Below are 18,532 nucleotides of genomic sequence, written 5' to 3' on the forward strand. Positions count from 1 at the left end.
CTGCCTTTTGCTCAGGACTATTGCTGGTCACCTTTATTTATTATCTGATAACACAGCCAAATAAAAGCCCGGGGTTATACAAATCAGAGGGTTATTTCACGCGGCAGCGCGCACTCAGACCAAAGAGGCAAGTCACTTAGGGCTTGAGTTGGCGCCGCGCGTCCTTTTGCAATTGTGTGAATCTGCCTATCTAGCCCTTCTGTAAGGGGACATTTATCCTGTGGTCAGCTCATGGCTGTCAGCAAGCAGCTCAAGAATTTCCTTTGCAGATAGCGATCCGGAAAGGATCACGCTGACCCAATGTTCTTTATTCATATGGTACCCAGGCAAAATGCCTTCTTTCTGACGTAATGAGCCGATGTGCTCCGGCCTGACCTTCACTTCGAGAATGTCGATTTTATCATCCGTTTCCAGCCCCAGTTTTGTGCCAGGTACATTCATCACGATACCGAACCATTTATCGCCATTATGATGACGAAGTACTGCGTAATCCGGCAGGTTACGCCAGAGATATTCCGGCTCTGCGTTAAAATGTTCCTGAGCGTAACTGAATAGCGTCTCTCGTTTCATAAATACTCCAATGTATCACCGGTGCTGACTTTTCCAGACTGATACGGTGCTTTTACACAATGTAGTGAATGTGTTTTTTACCATGATAGGGAGAAATTTCGATTCTGGTTTCAACCCGAAAAACATCCCACAGAAGGGATTCTGTCAGTATTTCCTCCGGTGTTCCCCTGGCAACGATCTCGCCTTGTTGCATAACAATCAGTGCATCGCAAAACATTGAGGCATGGTTGAGATCGTGGATAGCTACAAGGCTGGTCACTGGCAATTCGCTGATCAATTTCATCAACTGGATCTGATGGTGAATATCCAGATGATTTGTTGGCTCATCCAGCAAGATTTCTGTTGGTGACTGCGCCAGCGCTCTGGCGATGTGCACGCGCTGGCGTTCGCCCCCGGACAGACTCTGCCAACCCTGATCGCTGTGATCAAGCATACCCACTCTTTCCAGCGCACCATTGACGGTTTCATCATCGTGGGTGCTCCAGTTAGAAAAGGGTGAGTGGTGGGGAATACGGCCCAGTTTTACGACATCCCGGACGCGCATATTCGACTCCGTCATGCCGTGTTGCTCTACGAAGGCAATCCGGCGAGCCAGCTGCTTTTTGGCCATCTGGCTGATGTCCTTTGCGTCCAGCGCTACCACGCCAGAATGGGGGCGTCTTAATCCTGCCAGCAGGCGCAACAGGGATGATTTCCCCGAACCATTGGGACCCAGCAAACCAACGGTTTCACCACGGTTAACGTTGAGTGAAACATTGTTGACGATAATCTTTTCCCCCACCTTCCAGGTCACTTTATCAGCGCTGATACTCATCACTGGCTCCTTGAACGGTAGATGATAATGGCAAAGAACGGCACGCCAACCAGTGCCGTGACGACGCCGACGGGCAGGCTTTGCGGAGCAATCAGGAGTCGGGAGGCGATGTCCGCCAGCACCATCAGGATGGCGCCCGCTAACGCGCTCGCAATCAGCAATATTCTATGCAGCGGACCAAAGAAGAAGCGCATCACGTGGGGGACAACCAGGCCGACAAAGCCAATCGAACCCGCCATGCTGACAATGGTTGCGGTGATAAGCGCGGTCGTGGTGAACAGGATAAGCCGAACCTTTGGGACTGAGATACCCAGCGAGGCCGCAGCATCGTCGCCAAATGTAAACGCGTCCAGAGCGCGGGAATAGTAGAGGCAGACAGCCAGACCCAGCATGATGATCACCAGCACTAACTGAAACTCTGGCCACCTCACTCCGCTAAAGCTGCCCAGCAACCAAAACATCACGTCGCGTGCCTGCTGAGCGCTGGCGGAAGTGCTGATGGTGTAAGCAGTAATCGCGTTAAACAGCTGCGAAGCTGCGACCCCAGCCAGAATGGTGCGATCGTTGCCACCGCGCGCGCCGTTACTCAGAAAGGTCACAAAGGCAAAGGCCGCGAAAGCCCCGGCAAATGCGCCCATAGAAAGGGATATTGAACCGGTGCCGATGCCGAGTACTACCACCGACACCGCGCCGGTTGAGCCTCCGGCTGAAACACCCAGCACGTAGGGTTCTGCCAGCGCATTTTTCAAAAGGCTTTGCAGCACCGCACCGCAGATTGCCAGCCCGGCGCCGCAGCAGGCAGCCACCAGCGCTCTGCTCAAACGAAAATCCCAGATTACGCTTTCATAAATGCGACTCAGCGGAACATGGGTGAGCCCGGTTTTATTACCGATAGCCTGGAACACGCTCGCCATCGGGATCGACAGCTCGCCGACGCTGACCCCGAAGGCAATCACCAACACTAAAAGCAGCACGGAGAGAACACACGACGTGGTCAGAATGACCCCTTGTCGTGTGGAGTGGACTGCTGAGGTCATTAATTCAGCCCCATTTTTTTAAGCTGCTCACCAACTTGCTCAGCGCCGTAAAGCGTGCGGATAGTCGGGTTCATTGCCTGTCCGTCCATCACGACAATATGATTTTTCCGCACGGCGTCGAGCTGGCTGACGGCAGGATCGCTTTTGAGGAATTTTATTTTTTCCTGTGCGTTATCCAGCGCCCAGCGGTTACGGTCAAGGCTCGAAACGACAATAACATCCGGGTTTACAGCAATAATGCTTTCCCAGCCGACGGTGGGCCATTCAGTTTCAGAGGTAATGCCGTTATGGCCGCCCAAAACATTAGCGATAAATCCTGATGCACTGTTTTTACCGCCAACGTACGCATCAGCGGCCGGCGAGGCGCTGGAAAACCAGAAGACAAAAGAGAGATCTTTATGGTTTTTACTGAATTCCTGACGCAGTTTTTCTTCCCGATTTTTGAAGTCGGTGATGAGTACCTGCCCGCGATCCTCAACGTTGAAAATAGTAGCCAGATCCTCGATTTCTTTATACAGATAGGTCATGTCCCACAGCTTCTGGCGACTGCCATACATATCACCAACGTCTTTTTTGGTCGCACACATCCCCGGAGACATGTAGCTGTTTACGCCGACGGCATCGAAGTCTGCTCTTTTCGCGACTTTACTTTCCGGCCCGAGCAACAGGGGTAACTGCGCGGGGACAAAATCAGGATCCTGCGCCAGGATAGATTCAAGCGTTGGAATTTCTACCGTCAGGGTTTTAACTTTGGCGTTTTTTTCCGCCAGTTCCGGCAGGACTTTCGATGGCCAAAATGCGCTCGCGATAACCTTATCCTGTAAACCTAACAGCAGCAGAATTTCGACGGTGTTTTGACCTAAAGCGACAACGCGCTCAGGGGGTTTAGTAAAAGTGAGTTTAAAACCGCAGTTATCAATCGTAACCGGGTAGGTGGTCGCGAAAGCGGAACTGACCGAGGCACACAGCATTCCTGCCGCGCAGAGGATTCTTTTCATGCACATCTTCCTTCACTGAAATTATTTATTTCTATTGTGTGATAGTTACCGCTCGCAATGATAATGAAAATTATTATTGAAGCGATACTTATTTGAGTTCAGTGAAGTGATGACTGTTTGACAGGCGGCTCCTTAGTGTAAAAAATAGCCTTAGCGAAGGCTTTTCCTCATAAGGTCAATCTCAACATCATCTTAGGTGTACATGCTTTATCATCTTATGTATTCCCTGAAGCCACTCTTTATTCAATGAGAAACACATGAGTACACACGCGTTAAGACAGATAATCGAAGCCTGCGACAAAGCGATCACCGCCCGCGATTTTGATCTGCTGATGACCTACTACGCTGAAGACGCCGCATTGGTGGTGAAACCGGGCTTGATCGCCACCGGCAAAGAGAATATCCGCAAAGCCTTCGTGGCCATCTCTGATTATTTTCAGGGGCAACTGGTCGTGGAACAGGGCGAGATGCAGGTGATCGAAGGCGCAGGCAATGCGCTGGTCATTATGGAAACCGTATTACATTATCCGGACGAAGAAGGTGTTTTCGTGACAATGTCACGCCGAGCCACCTACGTTTTTCGCCATGAAGCCGACGGGCGCTGGGTATGCACCATCGATAACTCCTACGGGACGGATTTGCTGAACGCACAGTGAGTTGCAGGGTTATCTGCTGCAACCGACTCTTAAAATAACTTTAGGGTTTGATCCTGTTACCAATAGTGGATCCCTGCGGGTACGCAAACGCGTAATAAAGACTTATACAAAGAGAAACGTCACAGGCTCCTGATGAAGCCTGTGACGTTTCCTGTTGATCGACTCCACCACTACCGCTTCGGCAATTCCTCAGAAAACCGCACAGTAATCGCATCGCGTTCATATCCCTGACGTTCGGTCAGGATCTGATACAGCTCAGGCCGACGGCCTGATATCCAGCGGCGGCCGGTGCTCATCGGGATTAGCGACAGATCCAGTACGGCGCGTACCATCGCGTCACCGGCGGCCCAGGTTTCTTCTACGATGCGACCATAGGGATCAAGGATCATCGCGTTGCCGGTGCGTACTTCGTCATCGTCAGCGCCCACGCCGTTACTGAACAAAATAAACAGACCATTATCGTGGGCGCGGGCGGGCAGCCAGCGCATCAGCCACTCGCGGCCATCGGGGCCTTTGAACGCGGCGGTGATTTCTGCTTTGCGTTCTGCGCGTTGCTCCCAGAGTTCCAGCGGGATTGGCTTCATTCCGTGCGGACTGCGGGAATTCGTGCCGCCGGTCTGATGCGGTGCCAGCAGGATATCGGCGCCGAGCAGCGCGGTTACGCGCACGTTTTCCACCAGATTATTATCCCAGCAGATCAGAATACCGACCTTCACCCCCCAGGGGGTATCAAACACCGTAAAGCCTTCGCCGCTGCTGATCGCCGGATGCTCAAAGGCGTGCAACTTGCGATGGATATGCAGCGAACCGTCCGGCATGCAGGCCACGTAGGCGTTATAGAGCCGGCCATCTGCGGCACGTTCGATCAACCCCGCACCAATCAGCATCTGATGTTTGATCGCCAGCGCGCGGATTAGGGCTATCGACGGGCCGGTTTCCACCGGTTCCGCCAGCGCTTCAACGCCTGCAACGCTGAGCTTCGGCACATGCCAGTAGCCGGTGATACACATTTCAGGAAAAGCGAGGATCTTCACGCCTTCGACAGCGGCTTGCCCGATGAATTTCTCCATCATCAGCAGGTTATATTTCTTATCACCTGCCTGATGCTGAAACTGAATCACTGCCGCTTTGATTGACTGAGTGTTTTGCATTGCTGTTCTCCGGACGTTTTCAGGGGGACTGTTGACGCTGGTATTACAGCAAGCGGGCTGATAACTTTATAATGAAGATTTTTCCAATCCTGATAACCCTTTGGAATGCAAAATGAACCTGCGTTTACTGCACGCTTTTGTGATGCTGGCCGAAAAAGAGAATTATGCCGACGCCGCTGACGCGCTGGCGATATCCCAGCCCGCGCTGACCAAACAGATCAATCTGCTCGAATCACTGCTGAATGTTGCTCTGTTTTCGCGCGGGCGGCAGGGCACGCGCCTGACCACCGGCGGCCAGCTGTTACTGCCCGAGGCGAAAAAGGTATTGAAGCAAAACGCGGTGTTTCTGCAACACGCGGCGCAGGTGGCAAAAGGCGGTGAAGGGGTGATTGCCGCCGGGTTCGGGTTATCGGGTTTTATCTTCGCGCCGCAGTGTATTGCGCGATTCAGAGCGGAATATCCGGGGGTGGAATTCCGGCTGGAGGATTTACCGTCTGCGCAGCAATACGACATGTTGCACCGCGGGGAACTGCAGGTGGGATTTGTCCGCGTGCCGCCGCCCGCGCCGCTCAGTTATCAGGTGCTGTTTGAAGATAATCTGGTGCTGGTTGCGCCGGAAGATAACGGGTTGAGCTTGAGCGACTGGCTTAAGAAATTGCCCCTGTTGCGCTTATACGCTGAGCGGGGTCGCGGCCTGAATGCGCAAACTGACCGCTTTCTGGAGGGGAACCGTTGTTTTGCGTCATCCACCCAGCAGGCGGAAGATATCCAGACCATCGTCGCGCTGGTGATCGCCGGAGTGGGTGTGGCGCTGTTGCCGCAAAGCGTTACCTACATCGCACCGCCGGGGCTGAAGATTATTCCGCTGACCGGCGACGGCACGCGCTGGCAGGTAGGTATCGCGTGGGATCCGCAGACCACTGATCCAGTCCGCGATAACTTTGTGAAGATGGTGGCCGGCTACGGCCACGCGGTCGGTTGAGAACTTAGATGACTAACTTTCCTGATGCAGCGACTGCATAACGCGCGCATGTTCGCTGGCATCGAGGCAGACAAATTCCGGCAGCAGGCTGGCGGCGGCCTGTTTCAGCGCATCGATCAAGGCCACGACGCTCGGGCGCGGCGGCTTCGATTGCGGCGTAGTCACACCAAAATAATAGGGGATTTCAACGTCCAGCTCCCTGAGCACCACGCCCGCCACCGGTAAACCGTAGGCTGTCACCGGCTCCATAATCGCCACGCCCAGTCCTGAACGAATACACGACAGAATATTCACCGACGAGTTGGTCTCAATGACACCGGCCGGTTTGACCTTCGCTTTGCGTAAAACCTGCTCATAACGCCTGCGCAGGCGATACGGGTTATACGGCGTAATCATCTTACGCGCGGCCAGATCGCCGAGCGATACCTGACTTTTTTGCGCCAGCGGATCGTCTTCTCGGAGCGCCAGTACGCAGCGCGATTGACCAATCCAGTGCACCTGAACGCCCTGATGCTCCAGCGGCAGACTGCTGACCCCCAGCTCCGCCTGACCGGTAATGATCGCATGTGCCGTCTGCTCGGCGGAATCACTGAGAATTTGCACCGCGTCGTCGAGGCTGATCCTCGCCAGCGCCGTGGGCAGCAGCCCTGATGACATGGACGGTGTCGCGGCGATCAGCAGCGGCGTTTTTTCTTCTTTCCAGATTTCATTCGCCCGCAGGCGTATCTGCTGGAGTGAACTTAGCGCCGTTTCGACATATTCGTGCAGCCGCAATGCCTGTTCGGTCGGATAAATACGCGGACCGTTACGTAAAAATAACGGATAGCCAATGGCGTTTTCTAAATCCTGAATCAGCCGGGTCACGGCGGGCTGCGAGCGCTGTAATACCTTCGCGGCTGCGGTCACGCTGCCGGAGGAAATCACCGCCGAGAAGGCTTCCAGCTGGCGAAGATCAAGATCGTTGAGTGAAGTCATTTTCTGCATCCGGGGATCCTATTTTCATCGACCACGATTATCAATTGCATTTTTTGAATAAGCTAATTATTAATTAGTATTAAGAATGTGCATACAGATTAATTCATAATGTGTTTTTCGTATAATTGATTATGCGTTGCTTCGCTTAATTATTCGTCGCTCAGGGGTGAAATTATGTCCGCACAGGTTGACCGCCAAACCGGTTTAGACGCACTGGAACAGCGCCTGGCTGAGGATCTGTCTTTACTTGAGCTGCCCGCCAAGCCCTGGGTAGCGGAACGTACGCATGACGGTGAACGGGTGCGTGACGTGGTGGTGATCGGCGCGGGGATGTGTGGTCTGGCAGTAACGGCAAAACTGATCCTGACAGGGATTAATAACGTCGTCGCTTACGATGCTGCGCCCGCCGGACTAGAAGGGCCGTGGGTGACGTTTGCCCGTATGGAAACCTTGCGTTCGCCTAAAACCCTGCACGGTCCTGCGCTCGGTCTGCCGCAGCTGACCTTCCGCGCATGGTTTACCGCGCAGTGGGGCAGTGAAGCCTGGGAATCGTTGGATAAAATTCCTAAACAGCAGTGGATGGAGTATCTGGTCTGGTATCGCAACGTGCTGGATTTGCCGGTGCGTAACAATGTACGTATGACCGGTATTGCAGAAGCAGGTGATTTGATTGCGCTCGATCTCGAGGGTGCCGAAACGGGCAGGGTGTACACGCGGCATCTGGTGCTGGCCACCGGCCGCTCAGGTCTGGGCGGTTTTGCCGTTCCCGATTTTCTCGACGGGATCGACCGCCGCTTCTGGGCGCACTCGGCTGACGACATTGATTTTACCGCGCTGCAAGGCAAACGTATTGCGGTGATCGGCGCAGGCGCATCTTCAATGGACAACGCCGCGACGGCTCTGGAATCGGGTGCCGCTTCCGTTGACCTGCTGATCCGCCGCAAAGAAATGCCGCGTATCAACAAAATGACCGGTATTGGCAGTCAGGGCGTGGTGCACGGTATGCATCAGTTGCCCGATGCGTGGAAATGGAAATTCGTGGATTACACCGCCGCGTCCCAGACGCCGCCACCGCGAGCATCAACCCTGCGTGTTTCCCGCCATCCGAATGCCCGCTTTTTGCTCGATTGCGGCATCCGCGCAGTGACACAAGAGGCGGAAAACCTGTTGATTGAGACCACACAGCAACCGATGCGTTACGACTTTCTGATCGCCGCGACCGGTTTCAAAAATGATTTCAGCGGTCGCCCCGAGTTTGCCGCGCTGGCACCCCATATTCGCAGCTGGTCGGATGGCCGCTATACGCCAGAGATGGGCGCGCCGCGTGAGGACATGCTGGCGTCTCCCGATCTTGGCCCTGCCTTTGAGTTTCGTGAAAAAATTCCCGGTGCGTGCCCGATGCTGGCACACATCCACTGTTTCAACGATGCGGCCATGCTGACGCACGGCAAAGTGTCCGGCGATATTCCGGCGGTCAGCGCCGGTGCCGACCGTCTGGTGCGCGGTATTACCGCCTCACTGTTCGCCGAAGATGTTGAAACACATTTCGCCAGCCTTATCGCTTATGACATTCCCGAACTTCAGGGAGATGAATGGCTCGATTCCACTCCCTTACTTAATAAGGACAACGCATTGTGACTGATGCAATAGACAAGGCGGCGGGGCTCTCGCCTGAGGATGCGCTCTACGCCACGCGGCGCTTTCGCCCGGAATTTGTAGACGGCGCAGAGCTGTGCCGCCTCTCGGTGTTAAAACCTGCAAACGATCAGGGTCTGGCGGCGGATTTACGGCTGGCGCTGGCTCAGCGCATCGCCGCGCTGAATGCCGACCACACGCTGGTGCAGGACTATGCCGCCCAACTGGCGCAAGGTCAGCCGACGCCGACGGTGCTGGCGTTAGCCGCCGGGGAAACCCGTCTTGCTGAACCGCTCGCGACCCTCGCCCGTCACGTGGATTTCGTCACGCTGACACCGGCGAGCGCCGAAGCCGGGGACATTCGCCGTTTGGAAGCCGCCGGGCTGACCAGTCCGCAGATTGTCGCGCTTTCCGAACTGATTGCCTTCGTCAATTTCCAGACCAAAGTGGCCGCCGGATTGCGCCTGATGGAGTTGTCATGATCCCCTCGGTAAAACTGAAGCCGCTGGTGTGGCATCCGCATATCGCCCCGGTCGATGTCTCTGATGCCACGCCGGAGCAGATTGAGGCCATGAAGGTCACGCCATCGAACAAGAAAATCTCGGAATATGTGCGCACGCTCGCGCATGACCCGGAGAGTTACGTGGCGCGTACCGTGCTGTTCAACGCCATTATGTATGTCGAAGGCGGGCTTCAACATGCCGATCGCGAGCTGGGTGCGCTGGGGGCGTCGATCGCCAACGGCTGCAAGTTCTGTGCGGTAGTGCATGCCAGGCGGCACGCCCACCTGACTCAAAGTGATGACGTGGTCAGCGCGCTGTACTTTGATAAACCGGCACTGCTCGCCCCGCGCGACGCGGCCATTGAACGCTTTGCCCGTCGCCTGTCGGCGGTTCCTTCGCAGGCGACCAAGGAAGATATCGCCGCTTTGCGATCCGCCGGCATGGATGACAAAGAAATCGTAGATCTCATCCACGCCATTTCTATCTTTGGCTGGGCCAACCGTCTGATGCACGTTCTCGGCCACGCCGATAGCGGCAAATAACGTCAACGCAGCCTGAAGGAATTCACCCTAAATGCTTGAACTCGACAATATAAAGCTCTCTTACGGCAGCTCACAAATCCTCAACGGCGTGAACCTGTCGGTAAAACGCGGAGACGTGGTGTCCATTATCGGGCCGAGTGGCACCGGTAAAACCACGCTGCTGCGTTGTATCAACTATCTGGCCAAACCGTCGTCCGGCAACATCACGTTCGATCAGATCCGCATGGATTATCAGTCTGTGAACAAGGCCGCCGTTCAGGCGATCCGCCTGCGCACGGCGATGGTCTTCCAGCAATTCAACGTGTTCAAAAACATGACGGTCATTCAGAACGTCATGGATCCGCTGATGGTAGTGCAACGCAAGTCAGAGGATGAGGCGCGTAAAATCGCGCTGGAAGAACTGGATCGTGTTGGCCTCTCAGCGAAGCGCGATCACTATCCGTCACAGCTTTCCGGCGGGCAGCTGCAACGCACGGGTATCGCCCGCGCGCTGGCGGTGCGCCCGGATGTCATCCTCTTCGACGAACCGACTTCATCGCTGGATCCGGAACTCGTTGGCGAAGTGCTGAAAGTCATCAAAGACGTCACTTCATCCGGCATCACCTCGCTGCTGGTCACCCATGAGATGCAGTTTGCGAAAAGCGTCTCCAACCGCATCGTGTTTATGGATAAAGGCGTCGTCGCCTCCGAAGGGAGTCCGGCCGACATTTTCGATACACCATCCAATCCGCGACTTGCACAGTTCCTGAATTCTGAACACTCACTCTAATAAAAAAGGATCCAAACAATGCCTGCAAACAACACCACTTTCCGTCGCCGCCTCAGCCTGAGCGTTCTGGGCACCGTGGCTATCGCTGTCTCTGCTATGAGCACTGGCTATGCCGAGACCGTTCGAACCATCAAGATTGCCACGGCGGCGGAGTCCAAACCGCTGTCATGGGGCGCTATCGGCGTTGAGCCACAAGGCTATGAGCCGGATCTGTTGCGCGCCATCAACGCGAAGCTGCCGCAGTACAAATTTGTGCTGGAAGGTGCGGCGGATATCGCCCAGGAAACCGGGCTGGCAACCGGTAAATACGATATGGCGACCGGCGGTTTTTACATCGCACCGGCGCGCAGTAAGCAGTTCCTGATCCCGGCTACACCGATGGGTGCCAGCCTGATGAAGATCTACAGCCGTAAAGACAGCAACCTTAATGACATTAAATCCCTGGTCGGTAAGAAAATTGTGCCGGTGACGGCAGGCGGCGGGGTCTACAAGTTTGTGAACCAGTGGCAGCAGGAAAACCCGGATTATAAAGTGACCATCACTGCCTCCAGCGCCGGTGTGCCTTATCCGGACCGCCTGAAAGAAGTCCAGAGCGGCAAATATGACGCGCTGATCCTGCCGTCGAATCTCGGTGAACAAACCGTCATCGACAACCAGAAACTGAACATTCAGGCCAGCGAACCGGTTTCTATCAACAATACCTATGTGCTTATCCATCGCTCGGACGAAAACCAGCCGCTGGCAGATGACGTGAACAAAGCGCTGAAAGAACTGAAAGCCGACGGCACCATGGACAAGCTCTCGCAGAAGTGGTTCGGCGAAGACGTTGTGCAATACATGAAGTAAGGCGCGAGGCGCATATGACTGCTTTCTGCAACGGTGATAGCCGAATTTACAACCAGGAGAATTGAACGTGGAACTCTCATCAATGATCCCTGAGCTGCTTTCGGCTTTGCCGTTGACGCTCGCGATTATGTTTGTGGCGCTCGTCGCCGGTTTCGTGCTGGCAATAATGGCGACCGTTTTACGGGTTCGCAGGATCCCGGTACTCAGCCAGCTGGCGGATCTGTACGTCTCGTACGCCCGCAGCGTGCCGGTGGTACTGCAACTTTTCGTCGCATTCTACGGGCTGCCGGTGGTCGTGGGGCTGTTCGGCATGAAGGATTTTATTACGCCGACGCTGGCCTCGATGGTCGGGCTGAGCCTGTATCACGGCGGATATTTGTCAGAAGTGATTCGCCCGGCCTATCTGGCGGTTGAGCGAGGTCAGCACGATGCGGCGGACAGTCTGGGCTACACCTTCCGTCAGAAAATAACCCGCATCGCAGGCCCGCAGGCGCTGCACATCGGCTTACCCGGCTACGGCAATGCGGTCATTTATATGATCCACAACGTGGCGCTGGTGATGTACATCGGTGCGGCGGATGTGATGGCGACAGCGCACCTGATCATGGAACGTTCGTATAACCAGTATCAGTTCGGCACCTATCTGGTGCTGGGGGTGATCTACTCCATGCTGTGCCTGATTTCGTGGCTGATTATTCGTTTCTTTGAGCTGCGTTTTGCCCGTTACCATTCCAAAACGGCACCGGCGAAAATTAAACTCACGGCGAGCATCTGACGCAGAGAAGGGTTTTAACTATGTTTGATATTGATGTTTTGCTGCCGGATTTCCTGAGTATTCTTGACGCCGTGCCGGTCACACTGGCCATGGCGTTGACGATATTTATCTTCTCAACGCTGGTGGGGGGCCTGTTTGCGCTGATCGAATACCGGAAAATCCCGGTGCTGCGCGAACTGGTGGTGGCGTACAAAATTGCCTTCAAAGGCATTCCGATGGTGGTGATGATTTTTCTCGCATACTACGGCCTGCCACCGGCGCTGCACTTCATCGCCTCGCTGTTTGGCGTCAGCTACAACGCGCACTCGCTGCCGAACTGGACGATTGTGATTGTCGCGCTGACGGCCTGTGTGGCTGCGTTTCAGGCGGAGGTGATCAAAGGGGCGCTCAATTCGTTTGATACCGGTCAGTCCGACGCGGCCCATTCGCTGGGGTATAAAAATAGCCAGCTGTTCCGGCGTGTAATGTTCCCGCAGGTGATCATCGCGGCGATCCCCGATCTGGCGAACTCGTTTATGGTGATTATGAAGGCGCTGTCACTGGCTTTCGCCATTGAAGTGGTGGACATTTTCGCCCAGGCGCAGCTTACCGCCGCGCTGAATTACTATTATCTTGAGGCATTTCTGGTCGCGGTAGTGTTCTACATGGTGATCGCCTACGTGGTCACCAAAATCGCCGACAAGCTTGAGGCAAGGCTCAGGATCCGCACCTGAGAGAGGGGGAGCAACGTTTTTAGATCTCCGGTCCGCTGAGCACAAAATTCAGCGGGCCGGATTGCGAAAAGGGTTGCGGTGACGTTGACATTATCGGGCCTAAGCCACATCAGGCCTTCTTAAGGCTTCAGCTCGCCATACTTATACGATGCCGTTACTCCGCCATCTATTAAGATATCGCTGCCGCTGATGTAGGTGCCATTTGGCCCGAAGAGAAACTCTGCCAATGCACCGATTTCATCAGGGGTGCCGCCGCGACCGGCGGGGGATTTAGCGAGCATATTTTTATAAAATTCCCCACGCAGCCTGCATTTGTTGCTTCTGATATTGCCAGCGAAATGTCTGCCGCACTGGCTGGCAGAACCTACAGTCAGATGGCGGATATTTCTGTGCGTCTGTATTTACAACGCGGAGAGCTGGTGAATGTGTTACCAGAACTTAATTTTAAAGCCTGGCAACTGTATATTTTCCGCCCGCACCAGCCTTTACTGCCTGCCCGCACCCGTCTGGTCTTTGATCTGCTGACGCAGATCCTCAAAGACCTGTTTCGGGAATCAAAATAGGACGGCAGTTCAGCGCTTATCCATCACCCGACTCATCGCCGCAGGCAGCACCGTCAGCGGCCATTTTATATACCTTCAGACTCTGCTTTGTTAATCAACATGACAAAACTGCTTTTTTTGTTATTTTCCGCACCGGAGGAGTTTTCCGGCGCGGGTACAGGGCTAGTATTTCTTAGGCAGTTTTCGGGAAATTGAAATCATTTTCCCTCTGCAGACCTCGATGTATCCGCCTTTGCGGAGGGTAGAGATAATACTGACAATGCCGCTTTTTGAAAGATTGCTACGATATTTTATATAATTAATTATGCTGGTTTTTATTCTGATTTCATAAGGTAATTTTTCGAGTTCATACAATAATCCGCGAACCATTTCATAGGCAGTTCTATTGACTAATAGCTCAATTCTGCTGGCAGTATAATCATTGAGGTAAGCCTGATAATCGAGAACTGTTTTTATCAAATTATGTGCGCTGATCAACTCCACGCACTGCTTTAATGGCAGTGTTTTTACAACGCATTGGTGATGTAATCGGAAGCGGTAGTGATTATATCGGTAAAGAGAGCCCTCAATGCCTAAGATGAATGGCGCCATAGCAGAACCATAGAGTAAATTGTCAGAGGTTTTATAGATATCCATCTTTCCCTCACACAGCAACAAGACGAGCAACTCACCATTTTCCACAAATTCAAAGTCTTTGCCCTCAGGTTCAATATGTACATCTTTAGCGTTCTGCTTAAAAATGTTTATTAATTTAACGATTGCAGCTTCATTTTTGACGGGCTCATTGATCGATTTCATTGCCTCACCTAAAAATCATAAAGCATATATCTTCAAGCCTTAGCCTCAGGGTTAAGGTGTGCGTAGTTTTCAATTTCTCGTATAAGGTAACAGATAATGCTCTGATTATTTTTTACTTCAATGAATGCTCCGCCAGTAACGGAGTGGGGTAATCTGCGGAAATTCAACAGGGTCAGATAATTGTCGTGCCGGGGCCCTGTACAATGAGGACTAAACTCAATTAATTATTTTAATGCAGCGGAAAATACATTCCCGCCATTTGGATTTACGGGATATTTAAAGTGATGTAAAAGGGTGTTATTGTATTATGAATACATTGCTGTTTTTTATTGTTTGTATATTGAGATGAAAGTCTCAATTTTATGTTATTAATCCAATGAACTAAACACTTACGCTAATTATAGATCCTTTTTTTTGTGAGGGTAGCGGTTAAAAGTACCATTATTGTACTTTCTCACTATTATTACACGATCCGTTTTTCATGCTATAAAGTGTAATTGCCTCAGGCAGTTAGTAATTGATCACTCTGCTTGTGAGTAAATTCGTAAGGAATATAACTTAAGGAACATGCTCATGAAATTGCTAAGAAATAAATCGGATTTCAGGGAGTGGATGATGAAAGATTTTATTAAAATAAAAAGTGAATGGTATCCGTTGGATTATATTGATGCGGAAAGTGAACTCGAATTGGGTATGCCGGATTCTTTTCCCTGTCTGGCTTACAGTGTCTCGGGCAGGAATGCCTTAGAACCAGAAGTTCCTGCATTTATGTCCCGTGAGGAATTACAACACTGGTTAGAAATAATGAAATCAACTGAAGAACATTAGGATTTCATAAATATCAAGGTTTTATAATACAGAGGATCAGTGGCTAAGGATTGGGCATAAGCCTCACTGCGATAAAGAGTTCGACTGCCCATCACTGATCCTTTTAGGCCACAAAATGCCATCAATCCTCCCCCGTCGGCACCGTCACATTCCCCTCGTTTAGCCCCTCTGTGCGCACCTTTAACCGCAATTTTGTGCCTTAATATTGCCCCTATATGTGTGCCATGACAGCATTATCGGTCATAAAATCAGCATCTTATTGATTCGTATGCAAAAGAATAAACAATTCTATACAAAATAAATTATTGAGCCGGGGGCAAAAAAGCCATATATTGGCCGCGATTTTTCACGGTAGTTACCTTTTTAATTCATTTATTCAACTTAGTCGTTAGCGATAACACTCGGTTGTAGGAGAGATATGATGACGGATAAAGTCCGTATTGATAATTTAGGTGCGAATTCATTACATGGAAACAATGAAACCTATTTGGCGAGACAAGCTGAATTTGAATCGAACGTCAGGAGCTATCCACGTAAATTGCCGTTAGCGATTGCTAAAGCAAACGGCGTGTGGATTACAGATGTTGAAGATAATCAATATCTTGACTGCCTGGCGGGCGCAGGAACGTTAGCCCTTGGACATAACCATCCTGACGTGCTGCAAAGCATCCAAACTGTCATTACCAGCGGCTTGCCGTTACATACACTGGATCTGACAACGCCGTTGAAAGACCAGTTCTCTGAATATCTGCTTTCTTTATTGCCGCAACAGGGCAAAGAGTATTGCCTGCAGTTCACCGGCCCGTCTGGCGCCGATGCGGTTGAAGCCGCGCTGAAACTGGCCAAAAAGTATACAGGCCGTTCTGGCGTGATCAGCTTCTCCGGCGGCTATCATGGCATGACTCATGGCGCGCTGGCGGTCACAGGTAACCTGTCTCCGAAAGAAGCCGTTAACGGCATGATGCCTGAAGTTCAGTTTATGCCTTACCCGCACCAGTACCGTTGCCCGCTGGGCATTGGCGGTGACGCCGGTGTTAAAGCATTGACGTACTACTTCGATAACCTGATCAATGACGTTGAAAGCGGCGTGCGTAAGCCTGCTGCGGTCATTCTGGAAGCCGTTCAGGGTGAAGGCGGCGTGAACCCGGCGCCTGCCGAATGGTTGCAGCGCATCCGTAAAGTGACTCAGGAACACGGCATTCTGCTGATCCTCGACGAAGTTCAGGCTGGCTTCTGCCGTACCGGCAAACAGTTCGCCTTCGAACACGCAGGGATTGAGCCGGACATCATCGTGATGTCTAAAGCTGTCGGCGGTGGTTTGCCACTGGCCGTTCTGGGGATCAAAAAACAGTTCGACGCCTGGTCTCCGGGTCATCACACCGGTACATTCCGCGGCAACCAGCTGGCAATGGCGACCGGCCTGACCACGCTGAGAATTCTCAAAGAAGAGAAGATTGCCGAAAAAGTAGCGGCACAGGGCGAGTGGCTGAAAGGCAAACTGGCTGATATGCAAAAACGTTACCCGGTGATGGGCAACGTGCGCGGTCTGGGACTGATGATCGGCATTGAGATCGTGAAACCGAATGAAGCGCAGGATCACATGGGTTGCTACCCGGCTGACGGCGATTTGTCTGCGCTGTTGCAGAAAAAATGCTTCGAAGCAGGCCTGATCCTTGAACGCGGTGGCCGTAACGGCTGCGTTCTGCGTCTGCTGCCATCCCTGCTAATCACCAATGATGAACTGGGTATTTTCCTGGATAAATTTGAACAGGCCCTGTTAGCGGCTGGCGTCAAACCTGTCTGAGTGGAGTGAATGACCGCGATGTCCGAGTTAAACCCGATTCTGGCGGCTTCAGCGCAAAGCACTGAAGCGTACCAGCAGGCGATTGCACAGAGCAGCGCAGCTGTTGTGCAGTGGCTGCAACAACCTGAGATGTATCAGGGGAAATCCGTTGCCGAACTGCGTGAGCGCATTACGCTTGATTTCAATCCAAACGGCCTGGGCAATCAGGCCGCCATTGAACGTGCGATTGAGTACTTTTTAAAAGACAGCCTGTCGGTGCATCACCCGCAGTGCGTCGCGCATTTACATTGCCCGAGCCTGGTGATCAGCCAGGCCGCTGAAGTGTTGATTAATGCCACTAACCAGAGCATGGACTCCTGGGACCAAAGCCCGTCAGCCACCATCATTGAGATGAAGCTGATTGAATGGCTGCGAACTCAGGTCGGCTATCAGGCTGGCGATGCGGGTGTGTTCACCAGCGGTGGCACCCAGAGTAACCTGATGGGGCTGATGCTGGCGCGTGACGCCTTCTTCGCCTGTCAGGGGCACTCTGTTCAGCAAGACGGTCTGGTCGGTAACCTGAAAAAGATCAAAGTGTTCTGTTCTGAAAATGCCCATTTCTCGGTGCAGAAGAATATGGCGTTGCTGGGTCTGGGCTATCAGTCGGTCACTCTGGTGAAAACCGATGCGTTTGCCCGCATGGACGTTAACGATCTGAAAGAGAAACTTGCTACGGCGCAGGCCAACGGCGAGCAGATTCTGGCGATTGTGGCGACTGCAGGTACCACCGACGCAGGTGCGATTGATCCGTTGCGTGAGATTGCTGAACTTGCGGCACAGCATCAGATCTGGGTGCATGTGGATGCGGCATGGGGCGGTGCGCTGTTGCTGTCTGAAAAATATCGCGACTATCTGGATGGCATCGAGTTAGTGGATTCGATCACGCTGGACTTCCACAAGCAGTTCTTCCAGACCATCAGCTGCGGCGCGTTCCTGCTTAAAGAAGCGCGTCACTATGAGCTGATGCGCTACCAGGCGGCTTACCTGAATTCCGAGTTTGACGAAGAAGCGGGCGTGCCGAATCTGGTGTCCAAATCGTTGCAAACCACCCGCCGTTTCGATGCGCTGAAATTGTGGATGGGTCTGGAAGCATTAGGGCAGAAGCAGTATGCCGAAATTATCGACCACGGCGTGATGCTGGCACAAGATGTGGCGAAGTTCGTCACCGCTGAGTCGTCGCTGGAACTGGTCATGCAGCCACAGCTGGCAAGCGTGCTGTTCCGCTACCGTCCTGAGCAACTGGGCAACAGCAGCGATGCGGCTATCGCACTGCTGAACCAGAAGATCGGCGATGCACTGCTGGACTCAGGGCGCGCTAACGTGGGTGTTACCGAGCACAACGGCGTGACCTGTCTGAAGCTGACCCTGCTGAACCCGACCGTGACGCTGGATGATGTGAAAGTCCTGCTGGCGCTGGTGGATAAAACCGCTCAGCAACTGCTGAACGCGTAAGACAGGGTTTTGCGTTAGCACGCATTAATCAGTACGCATTAAAAAGCCGGTGACATGAAAATGTGACCGGCTTTTTTGTGTC

Annotated in this window: 20 protein-coding genes and 1 pseudogene; 13 read left to right on the top strand and 8 right to left on the bottom strand. The window is 52.9% G+C overall.

The features are described 5' to 3' along the window. Positions 1–213: 213 nt before the first annotated feature. From I2123_RS22270 to eitA, 4 genes are read right to left on the bottom strand one after another with little or no spacing between them, the layout of a single operon-like run. Positions 214–570, bottom strand: coding sequence for an MmcQ/YjbR family DNA-binding protein (locus tag I2123_RS22270; RefSeq protein WP_112167862.1), 357 nt, complete (start codon positions 568–570; stop codon positions 214–216). 52 nt (positions 571–622) lie between these two features. After that, entirely contained in the window at positions 623–1,384 is a 762-nt protein-coding gene (gene eitC, locus I2123_RS22275) for a siderophore ABC transporter ATP-binding protein EitC (RefSeq protein WP_213052800.1), read from the bottom strand. Then, entirely contained in the window at positions 1,384–2,421 is a 1,038-nt protein-coding gene (locus I2123_RS22280) for a FecCD family ABC transporter permease (RefSeq protein ID WP_213052801.1), read from the bottom strand. Before I2123_RS22280 ends, eitC begins: the two co-directional genes overlap by 1 nt. Beyond that, positions 2,421–3,419 carry a siderophore ABC transporter substrate-binding protein EitA gene (gene eitA / locus I2123_RS22285; RefSeq protein ID WP_213052802.1) on the bottom strand — a complete coding sequence of 333 codons (999 nt, stop codon included), beginning with the start codon at positions 3,417–3,419 and terminating at the stop codon, positions 2,421–2,423. The genes I2123_RS22280 and eitA overlap by 1 nt, the downstream gene beginning before the upstream one ends. Positions 3,420–3,676: 257 nt before the next feature. On the opposite strand from eitA, the gene I2123_RS22290 reads away from it, so the two are divergent. Beyond that, a complete protein-coding gene (locus I2123_RS22290; RefSeq protein WP_112167866.1) occupies positions 3,677–4,075 on the top strand; it encodes a YybH family protein in 399 nt (132 codons plus the stop codon). A gap of 170 nt (positions 4,076–4,245) precedes the next feature. On the opposite strand, the gene I2123_RS22295 is transcribed toward I2123_RS22290, so the two are convergent. Continuing rightward, entirely contained in the window at positions 4,246–5,226 is a 981-nt protein-coding gene (locus I2123_RS22295; RefSeq protein ID WP_213052803.1) for a nitrilase family protein, read from the bottom strand. A 112-nt stretch (positions 5,227–5,338) separates the two neighbouring features. Here I2123_RS22295 and I2123_RS22300 point away from each other — a divergent pair, with 112 nt between their 5' ends. Beyond that, positions 5,339–6,208: a LysR family transcriptional regulator gene (locus I2123_RS22300; RefSeq protein ID WP_213052804.1), complete on the top strand. Its 870-nt coding sequence runs from the start codon at positions 5,339–5,341 to the stop codon at positions 6,206–6,208. Positions 6,209–6,220: 12 nt separating this feature from the next. Here the strand turns inward: I2123_RS22300 and I2123_RS22305 are convergent, their stop codons facing one another. Then, a complete protein-coding gene (locus I2123_RS22305) occupies positions 6,221–7,183 on the bottom strand; it encodes a LysR family transcriptional regulator (RefSeq protein WP_213052805.1) in 963 nt (320 codons plus the stop codon). 174 nt (positions 7,184–7,357) lie between these two features. Between I2123_RS22305 and I2123_RS22310 the strand changes: the two genes are divergently transcribed. The 7 genes from I2123_RS22310 to I2123_RS22340 all read left to right on the top strand — a co-directional run bounded on the left by I2123_RS22310 (position 7,358) and on the right by I2123_RS22340 (position 12,966). Then, on the top strand, positions 7,358–8,821 hold the full coding sequence (locus tag I2123_RS22310) for an NAD(P)-binding domain-containing protein (protein WP_213052806.1): 1,464 nt from the start codon (positions 7,358–7,360) through the stop codon (positions 8,819–8,821). Further along, positions 8,818–9,300 carry a carboxymuconolactone decarboxylase family protein gene (locus I2123_RS22315; RefSeq protein WP_213052807.1) on the top strand — a complete coding sequence of 161 codons (483 nt, stop codon included), beginning with the start codon at positions 8,818–8,820 and terminating at the stop codon, positions 9,298–9,300. Before I2123_RS22310 ends, I2123_RS22315 begins: the two co-directional genes overlap by 4 nt. Then, positions 9,297–9,863, top strand: coding sequence for a peroxidase-related enzyme (locus I2123_RS22320; protein WP_112167872.1), 567 nt, complete (start codon positions 9,297–9,299; stop codon positions 9,861–9,863). The genes I2123_RS22315 and I2123_RS22320 overlap by 4 nt, the downstream gene beginning before the upstream one ends. Positions 9,864–9,894: 31 nt before the next feature. Next, positions 9,895–10,632, top strand: coding sequence for an amino acid ABC transporter ATP-binding protein (locus I2123_RS22325; RefSeq protein WP_213052808.1), 738 nt, complete (start codon positions 9,895–9,897; stop codon positions 10,630–10,632). 18 nt (positions 10,633–10,650) lie between these two features. Then, on the top strand, positions 10,651–11,478 hold the full coding sequence (locus I2123_RS22330) for a transporter substrate-binding domain-containing protein (protein WP_213052809.1): 828 nt from the start codon (positions 10,651–10,653) through the stop codon (positions 11,476–11,478). Positions 11,479–11,545: 67 nt separating this feature from the next. Then, positions 11,546–12,253 carry an amino acid ABC transporter permease gene (locus I2123_RS22335; protein ID WP_112167875.1) on the top strand — a complete coding sequence of 236 codons (708 nt, stop codon included), beginning with the start codon at positions 11,546–11,548 and terminating at the stop codon, positions 12,251–12,253. A gap of 20 nt (positions 12,254–12,273) precedes the next feature. After that, positions 12,274–12,966: an amino acid ABC transporter permease gene (locus I2123_RS22340; RefSeq protein ID WP_112167876.1), complete on the top strand. Its 693-nt coding sequence runs from the start codon at positions 12,274–12,276 to the stop codon at positions 12,964–12,966. 119 nt (positions 12,967–13,085) lie between these two features. Here I2123_RS22340 and I2123_RS22345 read toward each other — a convergent pair. Continuing rightward, a pseudogene (locus I2123_RS22345) lies at positions 13,086–13,268 on the bottom strand (SDR family oxidoreductase); the annotation flags it as partial. Between the two features lie 36 nt (positions 13,269–13,304). Between I2123_RS22345 and I2123_RS22350 the strand changes: the two are divergent. Next, on the top strand, positions 13,305–13,529 hold the full coding sequence (locus tag I2123_RS22350; protein WP_244879947.1) for a type 2 periplasmic-binding domain-containing protein: 225 nt from the start codon (positions 13,305–13,307) through the stop codon (positions 13,527–13,529). 162 nt (positions 13,530–13,691) lie between these two features. On the opposite strand, the gene I2123_RS22355 is transcribed toward I2123_RS22350, so the two are convergent. Next, a complete protein-coding gene (locus tag I2123_RS22355) occupies positions 13,692–14,327 on the bottom strand; it encodes a helix-turn-helix domain-containing protein (protein WP_213052810.1) in 636 nt (211 codons plus the stop codon). Between the two features lie 573 nt (positions 14,328–14,900). On the opposite strand from I2123_RS22355, the gene I2123_RS22360 reads away from it, so the two are divergent. The 3 genes from I2123_RS22360 (at position 14,901) to I2123_RS22370 (ending at position 18,450) form a co-directional block, all read left to right on the top strand. Further along, on the top strand, positions 14,901–15,155 hold the full coding sequence (locus tag I2123_RS22360) for a hypothetical protein (protein ID WP_213052811.1): 255 nt from the start codon (positions 14,901–14,903) through the stop codon (positions 15,153–15,155). Between the two features lie 418 nt (positions 15,156–15,573). After that, complete coding sequence (locus tag I2123_RS22365) at positions 15,574–16,959, top strand: diaminobutyrate--2-oxoglutarate transaminase (RefSeq protein ID WP_112167879.1); 1,386 nt, start codon at positions 15,574–15,576, stop codon at positions 16,957–16,959. 18 nt (positions 16,960–16,977) lie between these two features. Beyond that, positions 16,978–18,450 (top strand): pyridoxal phosphate-dependent decarboxylase family protein, encoded by a 1,473-nt coding sequence (locus I2123_RS22370; protein WP_213052923.1) that lies wholly within the window; start codon positions 16,978–16,980, stop codon positions 18,448–18,450. Positions 18,451–18,532 lie beyond the last annotated feature (82 nt).

It is taken from the genome of Rahnella inusitata, assembly GCF_018288855.1.
Taxonomy (GTDB): Bacteria; Pseudomonadota; Gammaproteobacteria; order Enterobacterales; family Enterobacteriaceae; genus Rahnella; species Rahnella inusitata.

Coding starts and splice junctions, on each gene's coding strand:
- I2123_RS22355 (WP_213052810.1), bottom strand. CDS start 14,327: ATGAAATCGATCAATGAGCCCGTCAAAAATGAAGCTGCAATCGTTAAA.
- I2123_RS22290 (WP_112167866.1), top strand. CDS start 3,677: ATGAGTACACACGCGTTAAGACAGATAATCGAAGCCTGCGACAAAGCG.
- I2123_RS22280 (WP_213052801.1), bottom strand. CDS start 2,421: ATGACCTCAGCAGTCCACTCCACACGACAAGGGGTCATTCTGACCACG.
- eitA (WP_213052802.1), bottom strand. CDS start 3,419: ATGAAAAGAATCCTCTGCGCGGCAGGAATGCTGTGTGCCTCGGTCAGT.
- I2123_RS22305 (WP_213052805.1), bottom strand. CDS start 7,183: ATGACTTCACTCAACGATCTTGATCTTCGCCAGCTGGAAGCCTTCTCG.
- eitC (WP_213052800.1), bottom strand. CDS start 1,384: ATGAGTATCAGCGCTGATAAAGTGACCTGGAAGGTGGGGGAAAAGATT.
- I2123_RS22330 (WP_213052809.1), top strand. CDS start 10,651: ATGCCTGCAAACAACACCACTTTCCGTCGCCGCCTCAGCCTGAGCGTT.
- I2123_RS22350 (WP_244879947.1), top strand. CDS start 13,305: ATGTCTGCCGCACTGGCTGGCAGAACCTACAGTCAGATGGCGGATATT.
- I2123_RS22370 (WP_213052923.1), top strand. CDS start 16,978: ATGTCCGAGTTAAACCCGATTCTGGCGGCTTCAGCGCAAAGCACTGAA.
- I2123_RS22360 (WP_213052811.1), top strand. CDS start 14,901: ATGAAATTGCTAAGAAATAAATCGGATTTCAGGGAGTGGATGATGAAA.
- I2123_RS22365 (WP_112167879.1), top strand. CDS start 15,574: ATGATGACGGATAAAGTCCGTATTGATAATTTAGGTGCGAATTCATTA.
- I2123_RS22340 (WP_112167876.1), top strand. CDS start 12,274: ATGTTTGATATTGATGTTTTGCTGCCGGATTTCCTGAGTATTCTTGAC.
- I2123_RS22300 (WP_213052804.1), top strand. CDS start 5,339: ATGAACCTGCGTTTACTGCACGCTTTTGTGATGCTGGCCGAAAAAGAG.
- I2123_RS22295 (WP_213052803.1), bottom strand. CDS start 5,226: ATGCAAAACACTCAGTCAATCAAAGCGGCAGTGATTCAGTTTCAGCAT.
- I2123_RS22320 (WP_112167872.1), top strand. CDS start 9,297: ATGATCCCCTCGGTAAAACTGAAGCCGCTGGTGTGGCATCCGCATATC.
- I2123_RS22270 (WP_112167862.1), bottom strand. CDS start 570: ATGAAACGAGAGACGCTATTCAGTTACGCTCAGGAACATTTTAACGCA.
- I2123_RS22310 (WP_213052806.1), top strand. CDS start 7,358: ATGTCCGCACAGGTTGACCGCCAAACCGGTTTAGACGCACTGGAACAG.
- I2123_RS22325 (WP_213052808.1), top strand. CDS start 9,895: ATGCTTGAACTCGACAATATAAAGCTCTCTTACGGCAGCTCACAAATC.